Origin of the sequence: Roseimaritima sediminicola (assembly GCF_009618275.1) — a bacterium.
Classification (GTDB): Bacteria; Planctomycetota; Planctomycetia; order Pirellulales; family Pirellulaceae; genus Roseimaritima; species Roseimaritima sediminicola.
Genome location: NZ_WIAD01000041.1, coordinates 19,117 through 36,031, shown reverse-complemented (window position 1 = coordinate 36,031; position 16,915 = coordinate 19,117). Strand labels below are relative to the sequence as shown.

Genomic DNA, 16,915 nt, shown 5'->3' with positions numbered 1-16,915 from the left:
AGAAGAAATGATTTTTTCTCTGTAACGCATCTTCGATCCCTTCGCTTCTCTACGTAACGACCTGACGTTCACGAGAAAGCGACCTTCGACAGCACCGCTTTCTCCCCCCTGAAAACGCTGTCAACACAAGGATCGAAACGATGAAGAAGTTGCTGAAAAATCTGGTTCTGGCGATCGTCCCCGCGATGGTTCTCGCTTGCAGCGTCCACGCCGACGAGAACGACTTGTTCAATGAACTGGCGGCGACCGACACCCTGGCCATCTCCGATGCCGACATCAATGTCCAGGAGTTTGATCTGGATGATTTGGACGTCGACCAGTTGGCCGACGCCGCCGGGCAGGACGAAGACCAGGCCCTGGAGGCCTGCTTCCGCCGCATCGGCTACCACGGCTACAGCCGCTACTACTACCCGCGGTACAGCCACGTGCACTGCTACCGCACCTACACCTACTACCGCCCGCTGTACCACCACCACACGTACTACACCACCTACTACACGCCGGTGTACCACAGCTACTGGGGTTGCTACTAATCCACTCGGCTCGCGCTTCGGTTGCAGGGCGACCGGTCGGCAAGTGGGCTTCCCTCGCAGGCTGGTCGCCTAGGCAGCCCTCGACCCCGCTCTTCAACACGCTCGGCCCGATGCCTTGGTCCCAGGCATCGGGCCTTTTTTGTAGACCCTTCAGCGATCTCAAACACGAACACCATCCCTCGGGAGAAACAACGATGCGACTTTACTGGAACTCAACTTTCGCCGCCCTGGTTCTTCTGGGCGTCCTGATGGGGTCCTCGGCCCCAGCCCGCGCCCAAAACGATTTCGATGCCCTGTTCGGAGCCCGCCGCACCTGCGACCACGTCATCGACTTGTTGCTCCGCTATGGCAACGGTTCGGACGGCTATCAAGGCGGTGGCGGAGTGATCCGCGGGACGGCCTACGGGCCGGCCGTCGTGCCGCACGACGAGATCGGCGATCTGGAACTGATCTCGATCACGCTGGTCAACGCAGGCGGCGTCGACTGCGGGCCCACGGTCGCCGTCGCAGTGCGAAACAACAGCGGCCGCGATGTCTGCGACTTCCGCATCTCGCTGGTCGCGGTCCTGCACCGAATCCATCCGCTGTGCCCGACGACGGTGCACCGAGTCGAAAAGATATGTGCGGGCCAAACGGCCGAGTTTCAAATCGTCCTGCCGGCCGCCGCCCTGTCGATGGGACGCGCCGGCGAACAGGTGTTGTGCTGGCAGAAGTTGGTCGTCGCCATCGACAGCTACGATCAATTGCTCGAATGCAACGAAGCCAACAATCTGAAGGTGGTCAACGTCAGCGCGATCCCGCGGGCCGTGGTCGAACAGGTGGTCGGTGAATCGGTCGACGAGCCGGCAGATGGGGCGGGTCCCGAGGCATCGGTGCCGTCGGCAGGCACGCCGGGCGACCAGCCTGCACCCACGCCGACGTCGCCGGACGCCGAGTCGCCTGGCGGCCTGGACGGATTGGACTTTGACAACCTGGACTTGGGCGAAGCCACGGCCGCCGTCGCACGACCCTATTAAGGGGGCGGCCGAGTCTCTATCTCAAAGGCGCTTGGAGAATCGGCGGCGGCGCGACGGCTCGTCGATTTTTTCGAAACGCATTGCTTAGGTGAGCCGTTTGGGCGATAGCCCCGGTTCTGTGGTGACGAAACCGAGGCTAGCGCCTAAACGGCTCAATGAATCGACAGGCCGTTCACCACCGGCAAGAAGCTTTCGCCGCTGCGGCGGCTGGAGCCCGAGGGTATCCCGCCGCCATCCCTTTGACGCTCCCGGGAGGGTTTTGAAGCTCCCGGGAGGGTGAAGATCGATGGACAGCCCTCTACGCCCGACGGTAGCGCGATGCCGGAAGAATAATCTCGGAATTGCACCAGCCGTTTTTTGTTATCATGACCATTGACGGCCTGTCGATTTATTCGAAAACGCATTGCTGATGTGAGCCGTTTGGGCGATAGCCCCGGTTCTGTGGTGACGAAACCGAGGCTAGCGCCTAAACGGCTCATTAAATCGACAGGCCGTTGCGGCGCCGGGAGGCGTTGTGGAGCGAGCCCAAGAGTTGAGTCGTGGCCCCGGAAGGGGGATTTTGGATTTTCCATGTTCTATCGTTGCGTGTCGGTTGGGTTCCTGCTGCTGACTCTGGTGTTGGTCCCGCTCGGCTCTGTCGCGGCGGCTGCCGAGCTGCCGGGGCGGCGCTCGGCTGACTGGCAGGCCGATTTGATTTCGGCGCTGGTCGATGCGGAAATGCTGGACTCCGCCGAGACGATTTGCGCCCGACGGTTCGCGGCGACCGATCTCTCCTCCGACGCCGCCGCACGCTGGGCCATCCGCTGGTCCTCGGTCCGAGCGGCTCGACTGCGACTCAGCACGCAGTGGACCGAGGCGCTGGCCGAAGCCGCCCGCCAACCGATCGAGCGTCTGCTGCAGGCCTACCCGGATCATGCCCGGGCCGATTGGTTGAAGGTCCAGCTGGGCATCGTCCAGTTGGCCACCGTCCAGCACGCCGCCCTGCAGTTGGCCGTCACGCCCGACGAACCGGCGATCCAACAGCGCGGCCTGCAGTACGCCGCGGACGCGCTGCGCCGCTGGCAGGCGGTCGGCGATCGTATCGACCAGCAAACGCCGGCCACCCGGCCCGAGCTCCGCGATCTGCTGCAGACGATCCGCCAGCAACGCTTGCAGACGTTGCTGTGGCGCGGACGGTTGTTTGCACCGGAGAGTGAAAGCCGAATCGCGTCGGCGACCGAAGCGGAGCGCGAAGCCCGCGAGGTGTTGTCGCAGACGTCGCCCGATTCCTCGGCCCATCAACAGGCAAGGCGGATTCGCGCCGAGGCGTTGATCGCGATGGGACGCTCCGAGGACGCACTGCAGTGGTTGTCTGCCGATGCGGCGGCTGCGGCGGGCACGGCAGAGTCGGCGGCGTTGCTCGCCTTGCGAATCGAAGCGCTGCTGGCCGCCGGTGATCTGCAGGCGGCCGACCAGCTGCTGCGAGGTTATTTCGGCGCCGATCCCAGTGCGGTGGCCGCGCCGCTGGAGCTGCAGCTGGTGCGGCTGGACTACCTGCTGCGAACCAAACCGGCGTCGACCAGCGATGATGGCCCGGCCGATCCCGATCTGGATGCGTTGGCCGATTGGTTGGACGTGATCGAGCGACAGCATGGCGTGTATGCGCGGCGCCGCGCCGAGGCGAAAACCCTGCGCGTGGTACGGGTGCGCGGCGACCAAGGTGATTCGCGGTTGTTGGCAGCCAAGGCAGGCCAGGAGCTGCGCAGCGGAAACCTGTCGGCCGCGGCGGCACTGTTGGTTCAGGCCGCCGAAGCCGAAACGGAGGCCGCCGCCGCACTCAAGTACGCCACCCAAGCCGCGGCCGTCTTGGCACGCATCGGTTCCAGCGACAGTTGGTCCCAGGCGGCCGACATCCTGCAGCGCGTTTCACAGCGTCATCCTGGTCATGCCAAAGCACCGGCGGCGCACCTGCAGGCCGCTTATCTGGTCGCCCAAGGCATGCAGAAAACCGCTTCCTCGGACGACGGACGCCTGCGGCAGTTGTTGCAGCAGACGGTGCGTACCTGGCCCGACAGCCCGCAGGCGTCGACCGCCATCGACTGGTTGGTGCGTTTGTTGGAAGCTGGCCGCCAGCACGCGGCGGCCGCGCGTTGGCGGTTGTCCGGCGGAGCGACCGCTTCGGTGGAAACCATCCGCCGTGCTGCACGCCTTTGGCAGACCGCACTGCGAGAGAACGCGTACGACGCAGCGCTTTTGGCCGAGGCCGTGCGTTCGTTCAGGACCGCGGTCACCCAGGTGGATGAACCGCCGGTCGTTGCCGCCAGTCAAGCTGCGGCCGCCCGCTTGATCACCCTGTTTGCCGACCTTTCGACGCTCCGTAACGCCTCGCTGGAAAGCGTAATGGATACGGGCGATCCGGCGATCGCCGCCCTGTATCGCTTTCGCCGCAACGGCCTCGATCCCGCGACGCTGCTTCCCGGCCAGGGCGAACTGGGAACCGACGAGGACGGCCGGCAAAACACGCTGGATGCCGTGCGTCGCTTGCTGGCCGATGGACAAACCGAAGCCGGCCAACGGAGACGGCTGGGGCAAGGCATCCTGCGACTGCTCGATGCGTTTGCCGATTCGCCATCGGACGCACAGTCGCCGGCCGTGGGCCAGCCGACGAGGCTCGCGGAGCTGCGCAGCCGAGCGCTGGTTTGGACCGGACAGTGGCAGCAAGCGGACGCCCTGTGGCAGAGAAGAATCGCTGAGTCGCCCGACGATTTGCAGGTTATCCGCCGCGCCGCCGAGGTGTTGGGCGAAGCCGAAGAGCGTGCCGGCAAGAGTCGCGCGATCGAGTACTGGACGCGAATCGCGGCTGGCTTGCCCCAGGGCGATCCGGCTTGGCACGACGCCAAGCTGGCGACCATCGGTTTGCACCTGGCGATGGGCGACCGCACGGAGGCGGCGAAGATCGCCCGCTACGTCCTGTTGACTCGCCGCCCCAGCGACCCCGAAACGGTCGCCCGTTACCAACGGGTCCTCGAGTAACGTGGCACGGGCTTCCAGCCTGTGAAGAATGTGGCATAGGCTTCCAGCCTGTGAAGAATGTGGCATAGGCTTCCAGCCTGTGAAGAATGTGGCATAGGCTTCCAGCCTGTGGAGAATGTGGCATAGGCTTCCAGCCTGTGGAGAGCGTGGCATAGGCTTCCAGCCTGTGGAGGAACATTCACAGGCTGGAAGCCACTGCCACTGCTACTGCCCACTACCAGGCTTTGGAGATGCTGGCGATGACCGAGAAATCCGTCTCCAGCTGCAGGCCGTCCAGGTCCTGTGCGATCGTCGGCACGATCTCGGCATTCAGGTAGTAGCCCTTTAGGTTCAACTGCGTCCCGATGCCGATGTTGTACCAGTAACCGCCACGAAAGGATTCGACGTTGGTGGCGATCATCGTGTCGGGAGTCGCCGGATCGGCTCCGTCGTAGGAGGTCCGCCAGAGGTGCTCGCCACGCAGCGACACCGCCCAGTAGTCCTTCAGCAGCACGCTGGTCCAGGAGTTCAAACGGAACTCGTTGCTGACGCTGTAACCGCGGTAATTCTTGCCGATTGGCAGATCGGTCTGGAACTGGATGCCGCCCGACCACCAGTCGCGGTAGCGTTTGTAGGTCAGCCCGGGACGGGCATTGAACGTGCCGCTGCCCAGCCGCATCGGATAGGGCAGCGGCTGGGAGACCGCCCCGCCACTGGGGATGGATGTCTCGCGATAGATGTCGCCGGTGGGAACGCTGCAGCCGAGGTTGAAGATCAGGTCGTGGCAGTCGTTGCTATGCAGTCGGATCAGGGCTCCGAAGGCCGTGTCTCCGAAACCGCTGTTGTGCGTGGTGAAGTCCGTGCCGCGCATCGGACCGGCCATGTCCCCGCGGATGTGATCCATCGTCAAACTGGGCAACATCACCATCGTGTAAAGCGTGACGTCGTCCGAGGCGCCGTACATCAGATGCATCATGTGCATCTCCATCGTCATCTGCGTGGGTGCCGCTCCGGCATTGGTGCGGATGCCGTCGACGACGATTCCCGGGGGCGGTCCGGGCGGCCCGATGGCTTCTTGATCGGAGAGCCGCGACTCGCCGATGCGGTTGTCTTCCATGTACATATTCATGTACCGGTACTCGACCATCCACTCGCCTTGCTCGTGCAGGTGGTCGCCCATGATGCCTGCCGGGGCGTGTTTGTCGGCCAAGCTGCGGCGGGCATCGTCCGCGGTGGCGACGGCGGAGCAAAGGACCAACGACAGGACGGCGGTGAGAGTCGAGCGGGAGATCTTCAAGACAGTTCCTTTCCAGGGGGACGGACAGGAACGCTATCGGCATCACACCCGCGGCGGCTGTACGCCAACGCGGCGGCGGCGGAGCGAGCAGCCCCGGGGACCCCGTACAGGCTGTTACAGCCGTTACAGCTTCGCCGTTACCCCCTGCAGGGCCTCGACCAAATCGCGCATGTGCGTGTAACGATCGTTGGGATTCTTGGCGATCGCTTTCAGGACCACCTCATCGACTTCCGGCGGAACATCGTCGCGGGTGCCGCGCTGGCTGGGCGGTGGCAGGTCCTTGCGGCGGATGTTGTCGAACGTTTCGTCGATCGTGCGGCCTTTGAACGGCTCGCACAACGTCAGCATCTCATACAACACCACACCGACACTGAAGATGTCGGTACGCTCGTCGATCGTGCGATTGCCCTGCACCTGTTCGGGTGACATGTACAGCGGCGTGCCCGGACGCATGCCCTGGTTGGTCAGGGTTTGCAGTTGGTTGGTTTGAGCCTGGTTTTTGTGTTCGGTGCCGACCAACACGCTGGAGCCGATCGCCGGGTTATCGTCGGCGTGGCCCCACACCTTGGCCACGCCCCAGTCCAGCAGGATGGCTTCGCCGAAGTTGCCGACCCAGATGTTCTCGGGTTTGACATCGCGGTGGATGACGCCGCGGAGGTGGGCGTAGGCCAAAGCTTGGCAGATATTAATCACGATCTCGATCCGCTCGCGGACCGGATACATTTCCAGGGTCGCCGGGTCATTGCGGGCCACTCGCTTGAGGACCTCGAAGAAGTTTTCGCCGGAGATCCGTTTCATCGTAAAGAACAGACCCTCTTCCGGATCGTCGCCGATCTCGTACACCGGCACCGTATTGGGATGCTGGAGCTGGGCCGTGACGCGGGCTTCGCGAAGAAAGCGTCGTCGTTCGTTGCGATCGCGACGAGCTTCGGGCAACAACGTCTTCAGCGCCACGGTCCGTCCCACCACCGTATCGATACAGCTGCGCAGCAGCGCATTGCCACCGCGGGCCATCTCGCGAAAGTTACGGTACCGCGCCAGCCCCGGCGGAATAGGATCCGGCAGATCGGGGTCGGTCGAGGAGAGGATGATCTCTGAAGGGTGTGAAAAAGGCATCGCGTTCCGATTTCAGCGACAAGCATCACGAAAAAACTACCGGGGCAGACTGAGAGGTCAGTTATACCATGATCGGGCTGCCGCGCCGCCGGTCCCCGCATCCGGGCGGTGTTCGTCAGACCGGGTGGTATCCCCAAAAAAAACACCCCGTCCAAGACCGAGCTTGGACGGGGTGCGGAATCGATTGGGTTTGCCGGGTCTTAGGCGGGAGCGTTGACCTTGGCGCCGCGAACCGTGTTGATGATCGCCGAGGCGACCATGTAGGGGTCGGCGTTGGAGGCCGGGCGGCGGTCTTCCAACCAACCTTTCCAGCCGCCTTCGACCGTCGCGATCGGGATGCGGATCGAAGCACCGCGGTCGGAAACGCCATAGCTGAACTTGTCGATCGACTGCGTTTCGTGCAGACCGGTCAAGCGTTGGTCGTTGTCGGCACCGTACACATCGATGTGTTCCTGGATCCGCGGCTGGAAGGCGCTGCAGACCTGTTCGTAAACTTCTTTGCTGCCGCAGGTTCGCAGCAGGCTGTTGGAGAAGTTGGCGTGCATGCCGCTGCCGTTCCAGTCGCCCTGAACCGGTTTGCAGTGCCAGTTGATCGAGACGCTGTGGGCTTCGGCGATGCGCTCGAGCAGGTAGCGGGCGAGCCAGACTTCGTCGCCGGCCTGTTTGGCGCCTTTGGCGAACACCTGGAACTCCCACTGGCCCATCATCACTTCGGCGTTGATGCCTTCGACGTTGATGCCGGCCTGCAGGCACAGCTCGAGGTGCTCCTCGACAATCTCCCGTCCGATCGCTTTGCCCGATCCGACGCTGCAGTAGTAAGGACCTTGCGGGGCGGGAAAGCCTTCGGCCGGAAAACCGATGGGCTTGTTGGTGTCCGGGTTCCAGATCGTGTATTCCTGTTCGAAGCCGAACCAGAAATCGTCGTCGTCGTCCAGAATCGTCGAACGGCCATTGGTGCGGTGCGGCGTGCCGTCGCTGTTCAGCACTTCGCACATAATCAGGTAGGCGTCGCCCAGACGACCCGGATCGGGGTAACAGGCGACGGGTTTCAGCAGGCAATCGCTGGAGTTGCCAGCGGCCTGTTGCGTCGACGAGCCGTCGAATGACCACATCTCGGCATCTTCCAATTTGCCGCTGAAGTCGTTGACGACTTTCGTCTTGCTACGCAGGGTTTGAGTCGGCTGATAGCCGTCGAGCCAGATGTACTCTAACTTGCTCTTCGTCATCACGGATTCCCAGGTTACTCAAGTGGAAACAGTCTCGTCCTGAACAAATTTCACGCATCCGGCTTCGCGGAAAACGGAACCACGTGAATCCTAATCCAGCCAGAAGTCGTGCCACGGTTCCCTTCCCGTTTGCCTCCAGGATGGGCGGCATGACTCGCCGGCTCGTCAATTAGAATACGCTAAACTGCGGTCCATGAAAAGATGGCGGTAATTTAAAGGCCGTAAAGCGGCGCTGCGGGCCATTAGTGCGGCGAAACGGTCCGTAAGGGGGTGGCCTAGGCTTTCGGCCTGCGAGCGAACGCGGACGCCGGCCCCCGGGGATGGTTTCGCCCTTCGCACAGCGGAGGGCGGCTCTGGCTCAGGAGCCGGCCCGGCCGCGCGGCCCCAGTCGGCCGAACATGCGGTCCAGTTCGTCACGGCTGAAGAACAAGGCGGTTGGGCGGCCATGGGGGCAGTGATGCGTGTCTTGGTACAGGTCGCGTTGCTCGAGCAAGCTGGTGATCTCTTCGGCGGCCAGGCGATCGCCGGCTTTGATCGCAGCCTTGCAGGCGATCGTGTGCAGCAGATGGTCCAGCAGGTCGCGGATCTCCGGGTCCTTGCCGGCAGCGATGATCGATTCGAGCGATTGACGCAGCACCTCGCCGGGACTCAGGTTGGCCAGCATCGCCGGATAGGACTGGACCAAAACTGTGTCGCCCCCAAACGGTTCGATCTCGATCCCGACTCGGCCGAGCACTTCCTTGGCGTCCAACGCGGCGGTCTGTTCGGCCGGCGTCAGCGAGACCGGTTCGGGAACCAGCAACCGCTGGGTCTCGATGCCCTCGCCCAAGACTTTCTCGCGAATGCGTTCGTACAAAATCCGCTCGTGCAGCGCATGTTGGTCGACGACGACCATCCCGCGCTGGTCCTGCGTGACCAGATAGCGGTTGTGCACTTGAAAGCCCAGGTGGCTGATTGCTCCGCCCAGCGGGCCGGTCGCCGGACCGGGATCGGTCGCGGCCTCGCCGGGGCCGGCCATATCGCCGGGGGCGGCCATATCGCCGGGGGCGGCCATGTCGCCGGGGGCGCTTTGGGGCTCCGCGTCGCCGGTGGTCTGCTGCCAGGGCGAGGCGGAGTCAGCGGGCGCGGTGCCGGGCGAGATGGAAGGGGCGTGATGGTCGGCGGCCGGAGCGATGTTCATCGCCGCCGAACCGCTCGAGCCGGGAAACGGCCTGAAGGGAGCCACGCCGGTTAGGTTGGCCGGCAGAGAGGGCGAAGTCGATCCGGTGCGGGCCCAGTCGATGACGCTCTGCCGCTGCGACGCTTCCTGCGCCGGCGACATGCCCAGCACACTGCCCACCGGTTCGGCCGGGCTGGACGCTTCGTTCGGCGACGCTGCCGAGCCGCTCGAGCCGGAAGCCGCTGCTTGACCGCTCGCCTGGGCCGATGATTCCGCCGGGCCGACGCGCATCGTCATATCGGTCGACAGGAAGCGGTGCCGCAACGTCTGCAGCACGCGGCTGTAGATGCGTCCGCCGTCGGTGAACCGGACTTCCAGTTTGCAGGGATGGACGTTCACATCGACCATCTCCGGTGGGATCGTCACCCGCAGAAAGCTGACCGGAAAGCGGCCCACCATCAACAGTCCACGGTAGGCTTCGCCCAGGGCGTGCTGCAGGGCGCGGTCGCGGATGAAACGGCCGTTCAAAAACAGGTACTGCATGCGGTTGTTGCCGCGGCTGACCGCCGGATCGCAGGCGTAACCGGAGATGCGAATTTGTCCGTCGTCGCTGTCCAGCGGAATCAACGATTCGGACACCTCGCCACCGAAGAAGGCTTCGATGCGGTCGACCCAACGCTCCGTCGGCGGCAGGTCGTACACGACCTTGTCGCCGTTGGTCAGGACCATGTGAATCCGCGGGTTGGCCAGCGCCAGCCGTGTGAAGGCTTCGACGATGTGCCCGCGTTCGGTCTGCGGCGTGCGCAGGAACTTGCGGCGAACCGGCGTGTTGAAGAACAGGTTGCGGATTTCGATCGACGTCCCGCAGGGGCACCCGCACGGCGCTACCGGATCGATCACGCCGCCCCGGACCCGCAGCTCCGCACCCTCGCCGGCTTCGGCCGTGCGGCTGCGGACGAGCATGTGTGAGACCGAGGCGATCGAGGCCAAGGCTTCGCCGCGAAACCCCAGCGTGCCCACATGAAACAGCGACTCGTCGTCGGGCAGTTTGCTGGTGGCGTGACTGGTCACCGCCAGAATTAATTGTTCGGGATCGATGCCGCAGCCGTCGTCGCTGACGCGAATCCGTTCGGTGCCTCCCTTTTCGATCGTCAACTCGATTCGCTGAGCCCCGGCGTCGACACTGTTTTCCAGCAGCTCTTTGACGACCGAAGCCGGGCGCTCGATGACTTCGCCGGCGGCGATTTGGTTGATCAGATTGGGCGGCAATTGGCGGATGGTAGGCATGCCCTTTAGTGTAGGGCACGGCCGAGGAGGAGCAACCGCGCGGTATAAATCGCCTCAGTCGCATAGGCTTCCAGCCCCAGTGGCATAGGCTTCCAGCCTGTGGTCTGCCAGCCCCTAGTGGCATAGGCTTCCAGCCTGTGGTCTGCCAGCCCCTCAGTGGCATAGGCTTCCAGCCTGTGGTCTGCCAGCCCCTAGTGGCATAGGCTTCCAGCCTGTGGTCTGTCTGGCTAGTTGCCTGGCTGGCTTCACAGGCTGGAAGCCTATGCCACAACGCTTGCCGCGCTAGACTTCCCAGCCTTCGTGGTAGGCTTCGCGGATCAGCGACTGGGCGGCGCTGTTGTCGCCGGTGCGGAGGGATTGCGGGTCCCAGTCGAAACCGCCGGCGCGGTAGGCGACGTTGCCCAGCAGCACGGTTTCGGTCAGCGGGCCGGAGTAATCGAAGTGGCAGGAGGCCGGCTGGCCGCCACGGCAGGCTTGCAGCCATTCGCGGTAGAAACCGGGTGAGTCCTCGAGGAACGGTTCGGGCGGCTGGTACTGGGCGTACTTCTCTTCGGGCAGCAGCTGCAGTTGGTTGAAGCCGCACAGCAGCTTGCCGTCTTCGCCTAAAAACAGCGTGTTGTTGCCTTTGGCCGACAGCCCCTGCTGGGCAAGGATTTCCGGCGTGCCGTGGTACCAGTGCAGACGCACCGCATCGGCCGCGGCCGCCCCGGCAGGCTGCGGGAAACGGTACGTGCAGTGCATGCTCTTGGGCGTCCGTTGGGCATCGACTTGCGGACCGCTCGCCTCGACCCGGTCCGGGTACTTCAGCCCCAGAGCCCAGAAGGGAATGTCCAGGATGTGGCAGCCGAAATTGCCCGTCTCGCCGGTTCCATAATCCCACCAGAACCGCCAGCCGTAGGGACAGAACGAAGGGTGATAGGGCCGCCGGGGCGCCGGACCCAACCAGAGCTCGTAGTCCAGCGTCGCCGGCACCGGCGGCGTTTCCTCGGGAACATCGGGCATCCCGCGACTGCCGCCGATCCAGCTATGCACTTCGTGTACTTTGCCGATCGCCCCGGACTGAACCAGCTCGACCACCCGGCGCATGTTCGCCATCGCGTGGCGCTGGGCTCCGAGCTGCGTCGCCAGGCCCTGGCGGCGAGCGAGATCGGTCAGCGTGCGGGTTTCCCAGACGTTGTGCGCCAGCGGTTTTTCCAGATACACGTGCAGGCCCAGCTGCATCGCGGCATAGGCGGGATGGAAGTGCGTGTGGTCGGGCGTGCTGATGACCACCGCATCGAGATCCTGGCCCATCGCATCGAACATCCGGCGATAGTCCTTGAACCGCCGAGCGCCGGAATGCTTTTCGAACATCGCCCCGCCACGCTGCTCGTCGACGTCCACCATCGCAACCAAGTTCTCGCTGCGGACGCCGTTGACGTTGGCCGCACCGCGCCCACCGATCCCGATGCAGGCGATGTTCAGCTTTTCATTCGGACTGTTTTCCGCTCGGCTCGCCGGAGCGGTCGCACTGTGGAAAAAGGCGGCGGTGCCAGCGGTGCCCAGTTGCAGGGCGCGGCGACGATTGAGAAGGGACATGGTTGTTGGTTGTTGGTTGTTGGTTGTTGGTTGTTGGTTGTTGGTTGTTGGTTGTTGGTTGTTGGTTGTTGGTTGTTGGTTGTTGGTTGTTAGTTGTTAGTTGTTAGTTGTTAGTTGTTAGTTGTTAGTTGTTAGTTGTTAGTTGTTAGTTGTTAGTTGTTAGTTGTTAGTTGTTAGTTGTTAGTTGTTAGTTGTTAGTTGGTGGCGAGTTTGGGTTGTACTCGTACTCGTGCTCGTGCTCGTGCTCGTGCTCGATTTGAGATTTGAGATTTGAGATTTGAGATTTGAGATTTTTTCTCCCCTCTCCCCCGAATCGCGGAGCGATGGCATGTGGTAGCCCCGGGCGCGAGCCCGGGGAAACGTAAACAACATGAACGAAAGCCCTGGAAGGGCGACAGGAAGGTTGGCAGCGGAATTCGTGTCGTCCCTCCGGGACTGGCACGGGTGTGGGGCGCCGGCACCCCGGGCTCGCGCCCGGGGCTACCACATGTCGCCACTGGCGTGGCTGCTGCGACCGAGCTTCGCATGCCATACCTAGGTTCCGTTAGAGTCAGCAAATCTGCAATGTTCCCTTTGCAAATTGCAATCTCCCCCGCCGCCGCCGCTACGGCAGCTTCTTGACCTGCAGGTTTTTGAAATACACCTTGCTTTCTGGGTCGTGGGCCTGCAGGGCAAACGTGCCTTTGCCCAGACGGCGTTCGAACTGGTCGCTGGCCGCCGCTTGGCCTTCCGGTTCGGTGTAATCCACCATCGTCTGGCCGTTGACTTTCAGGATGATGCGTTTGCCGCGAACGATGATCTCCTGGGTGTACCACTGGTTGTCCTTGGCCGGCGGATCAGAGACGTTTTCCACGCCGTACAGGCTGCTGGTTTTCTTGGGGTCGCGGTGCGTGAGGTTCACCTGGCATTCGTAGCCGTACTTGGGCCAGCCGGTCTCCTGATAGCGGGTGTGGAAGTAGATTCCGGCGTTGCTGCCGGGCGTGGTTTTCACATCAGCTTTGAAGTGAAAGTTTTCAAACGGCGCCAGTTCGCCGACGTAGAACAGATGGCTGCGGGGGCCGTCGCAGACCAGCAATCCGTCTTCGACGTGCCAGCTGTCGCGGTTCTCGCTGGCCTTCCAGCCCTCGAGGCTTTCACCGTTGAACAGAGAAGTGAATCCGGCGTCGTCGGCCGAGGGCGACTGAGCCAGCAGCGCGGCCGCAGGATACAGCAGCAACAGGAACGTCAAGCAGCGAGCAAGCATGGTGAGACTCTTTGAGATTTGAGATTTGAGATTTGAGATTTGGCATTGCGGGCCGCCCGGGCAGGGGCCAGAAAAAACGCCGACTGACTCGGCGGTCAGACGGCGTTTCGATCGATGCATGAGCGGTGTCCGCCGCGGCGGCTTACAGTCCGGCGTCGGTGGCGGGCAGTTCGCCCTCTTTGATCTTTTCACCGAACTTCTTGCCGTCCTTGCTCTTCTTCTCAGCCGTCTTTTTGAAGGCTTCCAGGATTTCCGCCTTGACCTTTTCCGGTTCGGCCTTGATCCGCTCTTTGGGGAAGTCCTCGTGGTCCAGGAACTCGCTCATCGCCATGCCGTACTCGTTGCGAGCTTCCTCTTTCTTCTTACCCTTGACGTGGCAGACATAGCAGCCTGCGCGGCGTCCGGCTCGCTTGAATTCGTCCGAGACGTCGTCGCCCAGGTAGTGAGCTTTCCACTGCTTGCTGAATTCGCTGATTGCAAACGCCGGGGTCCCCAGCAGCATCAGGGTCATCGCCATCAAAGCCAATCGTTTCATGTACAGTCCTCGAAGAGTGAGAGTCAGGTGGGGTAAGGGGCGGGAGAGGTTTATTCTACACCGAGATTAAATCTGCCGAAGGTCCGCTTGTCAAATTTCCGCTTGCGGCTCCAGCTCCGGAGTGATTTCAACCAGTAATTTCGGCAGTTCCGCGTCGTCAAAGCCCGGCACCACCGTACCGTCCTGTTGGAAGTCACTTGGGCGCAGCAGGTGCACCGGGGCTTGGTCGGCGGGCGAGGATTGGGTCCAGTTGATCACCGATTGGGGGGCTTGCTCCTTCATCCATGCCGGTGGGTTGTTGCCCGCCAGGTCGCTCAAGCGGTACAGCACGCTGTCGTCCTGCATATCACGGATCGAAACCATCCGGTCGCTCGTGCCGGTGCCGCTGTCGTAGTGGTTGCCCGAGCCGGCCAACAGGATCAGAGGGCCGTCGTTCAGGTCGTTCACGCCGTTGATTTCGATATGGGCCGAACCCATCGTGGTGGTGAAGGCGCAATTGGTGCAGTCGCGATTGATCACGACGGGAACCGCACCGCTGGGGCCCAGGTTCTCCGCGGCCAAGCCCAGCGGCAAGGACGCGGTGACGTCGCGGAGCAATAATTTTAATTGCGTTCGGCCGGCGGGCGGTTTGGACAAGGCGCCGCCGGTTTCCAGCAACCGCTGGGAAACGGCCAACAGTCCGTTCTCCCACCGCAGTTGCAGCTGGCCTGCGGCGTCCATGCGGATCAGGGTCATCTGGCCGCGAGCGATCACGTCCTGCATGTCGATGGCGACCAGCGGGGGGCCACTGGACGTTGCGGCATCGGAATCGCCGGCATCGAGTGGCAGCGGCAGGCTGATGTGAAACGCGTTGATCGGGTCTCGCAGAGCCGTGTTCTCGATCGTCAACACGCACTGTTCCAGATGCACGCCGCGGTTGGCAGAGACGCGAAACAGGGCCCCGCCGTGGACCGCCGTGGCGGGAACCTGCCAGTGGAACTGCAGGTTTTCGAAGCGGACGCGGTGTTGGCCGATGTCCACCATCACGGCGTGTTCCATGGCCAGCAGCGGCGAGTTCTCGAAGCGGATTTGGCAGCCGCCCTCGGGGCCGGCGATGACCAGGTCGTTCTGGTCGATCACCAGCGGCGGCGAGGCGAGAAAGTCGGTGGCGATCTCGATGCGTTTCAACTCGTGTTCGGCAGCCAACTCCAGAGCCGTCGACAGGTCCGCCGCAAAAATCTCGTCCGAAGCCGCATCGGGAACGCCGCCCACGCGGATCTTGGTGGCCGACAGCGTGGTCGCCGGAGTGGGCATCATGGCCGGGCGCAAACCGTCGGCACCCTGCAGCTCGGCCGGGACCGGGATCTCGGTGATTCGCGGCCCCTGCATCGCTTCGTCAGGAGCCGCCAAGTCGTCGCTTTCCCGATCGGTTTCGCGCACTGCGGCCGGTTCGGCCGCTTCGGCGCTTGGCGAGACCACCGCGGCGGGGCTGCGAACACTGACCAGTTCCGCCGTCTGGCCAGCGGGACGCGGCATCGACGTGTCGAGGCTGACCGAAGAGAGCAACTGCAGCCAACCGACGCTGAGCAACAGCAGCGCTGCGGCGGCCAGCCACGGCAGGTGCTGCTCCAGCCGCGTCAGCCAACTGCTGCTGGTGGGCACCGACAGCGTGCCCAGCCCCATCGATCGCTGGAGGTTTTCGCGGCGAGCCAATTCGGTCAGGTCCGCCAACAGATCGACCGGGCGGCGATAACGGTCACTCGGCCGCTTGGCCAACATCTTGTGCAGGATCGCCGTCAGGTCGTCGCTGACCTCCAGCCGCAACTCCCGCGGGTCCGGCGGCGGCGAGTTGCCGTGGCTGAGCAGTTTCTGCAGGACCGTGCCGCCGGGATAAGGCGGCCGCCCGGTCAGCATGTAATACAAGGTGCAACCCAGCGAATAGATGTCGCTGCGGACGTCGGCGTCGCGGGGATCGTGCGCCTGTTCGGGCGAGATGTAATCGAACGTGCCCAGCGTAACGCCGCTGGCCGTCATGTCGCCGGAGACCTCCAGCTGCATCGTCCGCGCCAGGCCCATATCCACCACTTTGACCAACCCGTCGGGACGCAGCAGCACGTTGGAGGGTTTGATGTCGCGATGCACGATGCCGCGTTGATGCGCGTGATCGAGCGCTTCGGCCACCTGGCGCGCGTAATAGACCGCGTCGTCGATCGACAGCACGCCATCACGAGCGACCAAGTCGCGGATGTTCGTGCCTTCGATGAATTCAAAGACGATGTAGTGCCAGTCGTCGTGGCGGCCCACATCGTACACGCGAGCAATGTGAGGGTGGTCCAGTTTGGCCGCGCTCTGGGCTTCGTTGCGAAAACGCCGCAGCAGATCCGGGTCGTCACCGACGCGCGGGATCACCTTGATCGCCACCGTGCGGTCGAGCCGCGTATCGTGAGCGCTGAAGACCGCGCCCATGCCTCCGCCGCCGATCAACTGGTTCAGCTGGAAATGGTTCAGGTGATGACCCAGCAGGACGCTGGCGATTTCCGCCGGGCTGCTGCCCAGCGATGTCGTTGGCGTCACCGCCCCGGCTTTGCGAATCACCGTTTCGGCGGCGGCCAGTTCGTCATCCGGGTAGGCGCTGTCGCCGCCCTGCCCGTCGGCGGCGGCCAGCTCGCCCGTGTGCGGGCTGGTGGAAGCTTGTCCGATCGCCTCGGCCGACTGGGACCCGGCCTCTCGCGGCGGTCCCTCCTGAAGCCTCGTTTCGCCCCCGCGCGACGACTCGCCCTCACGCGGCGACCCGTCCTCAAGCCGCGACGATTCGTCTTCAAGCCGCGGCGATGCATCCTCGGGCCGCGGCGACTCGTCCTCGGGCCGGGGCGCATCGTCGGCGCGGGAGGCAGAGGATGGTTGGTCAGGATGAGAATCCATCGATCGGGCAGCCTGTCGGAAGAGCGGCATAGT

General features: G+C 63.4%; 11 protein-coding genes. 3 read left to right on the top strand and 8 right to left on the bottom strand.

Annotation, left to right across the window (positions count from 1 at the left end; genetic code table 11):
* The first annotated feature begins 140 nt into the window (after positions 1-140).
* The 3 genes from GE027_RS17130 to GE027_RS17120 all read left to right on the top strand — a co-directional run bounded on the left by GE027_RS17130 (position 141) and on the right by GE027_RS17120 (position 4,561).
* Positions 141-533, top strand: coding sequence for a hypothetical protein (locus GE027_RS17130; protein ID WP_153558440.1), 393 nt, complete (start codon positions 141-143; stop codon positions 531-533).
* A 194-nt stretch (positions 534-727) separates the two neighbouring features.
* Positions 728-1,549 (top strand): hypothetical protein, encoded by an 822-nt coding sequence (locus tag GE027_RS17125; RefSeq protein ID WP_153558439.1) that lies wholly within the window; start codon positions 728-730, stop codon positions 1,547-1,549.
* A gap of 570 nt (positions 1,550-2,119) precedes the next feature.
* Positions 2,120-4,561, top strand: a complete 2,442-nt coding sequence (locus tag GE027_RS17120) for a tetratricopeptide repeat protein (RefSeq protein WP_153558438.1) — start codon at positions 2,120-2,122, stop codon at positions 4,559-4,561.
* Between the two features lie 214 nt (positions 4,562-4,775).
* Here the strand turns inward: GE027_RS17120 and GE027_RS17115 are convergent, their stop codons facing one another.
* The 8 genes from GE027_RS17115 to GE027_RS17080 all read right to left on the bottom strand — a co-directional run bounded on the left by GE027_RS17115 (position 4,776) and on the right by GE027_RS17080 (position 16,882).
* Complete coding sequence (locus GE027_RS17115; protein ID WP_315852921.1) at positions 4,776-5,837, bottom strand: transporter; 1,062 nt, start codon at positions 5,835-5,837, stop codon at positions 4,776-4,778.
* A 123-nt stretch (positions 5,838-5,960) separates the two neighbouring features.
* Entirely contained in the window at positions 5,961-6,953 is a 993-nt protein-coding gene (locus tag GE027_RS17110) for a serine/threonine-protein kinase (RefSeq protein ID WP_153558437.1), read from the bottom strand.
* A 200-nt stretch (positions 6,954-7,153) separates the two neighbouring features.
* Complete coding sequence (locus GE027_RS17105) at positions 7,154-8,179, bottom strand: glutamine synthetase beta-grasp domain-containing protein (protein WP_153558436.1); 1,026 nt, start codon at positions 8,177-8,179, stop codon at positions 7,154-7,156.
* A gap of 358 nt (positions 8,180-8,537) precedes the next feature.
* Positions 8,538-10,625, bottom strand: coding sequence for a DNA mismatch repair endonuclease MutL (gene mutL, locus GE027_RS17100; RefSeq protein ID WP_153558435.1), 2,088 nt, complete (start codon positions 10,623-10,625; stop codon positions 8,538-8,540).
* Between the two features lie 282 nt (positions 10,626-10,907).
* Positions 10,908-12,203, bottom strand: a complete 1,296-nt coding sequence (locus tag GE027_RS17095; RefSeq protein ID WP_153558434.1) for a Gfo/Idh/MocA family protein — start codon at positions 12,201-12,203, stop codon at positions 10,908-10,910.
* 604 nt (positions 12,204-12,807) lie between these two features.
* Positions 12,808-13,446: a 3-keto-disaccharide hydrolase gene (locus tag GE027_RS17090; RefSeq protein WP_153558433.1), complete on the bottom strand. Its 639-nt coding sequence runs from the start codon at positions 13,444-13,446 to the stop codon at positions 12,808-12,810.
* A gap of 142 nt (positions 13,447-13,588) precedes the next feature.
* Positions 13,589-13,981 (bottom strand): hypothetical protein, encoded by a 393-nt coding sequence (locus GE027_RS17085; RefSeq protein ID WP_153558432.1) that lies wholly within the window; start codon positions 13,979-13,981, stop codon positions 13,589-13,591.
* Between the two features lie 90 nt (positions 13,982-14,071).
* Positions 14,072-16,882 carry a serine/threonine-protein kinase gene (locus GE027_RS17080; RefSeq protein ID WP_202617448.1) on the bottom strand — a complete coding sequence of 937 codons (2,811 nt, stop codon included), beginning with the start codon at positions 16,880-16,882 and terminating at the stop codon, positions 14,072-14,074.
* Between the last annotated feature and the right edge of the window lie 33 nt (positions 16,883-16,915).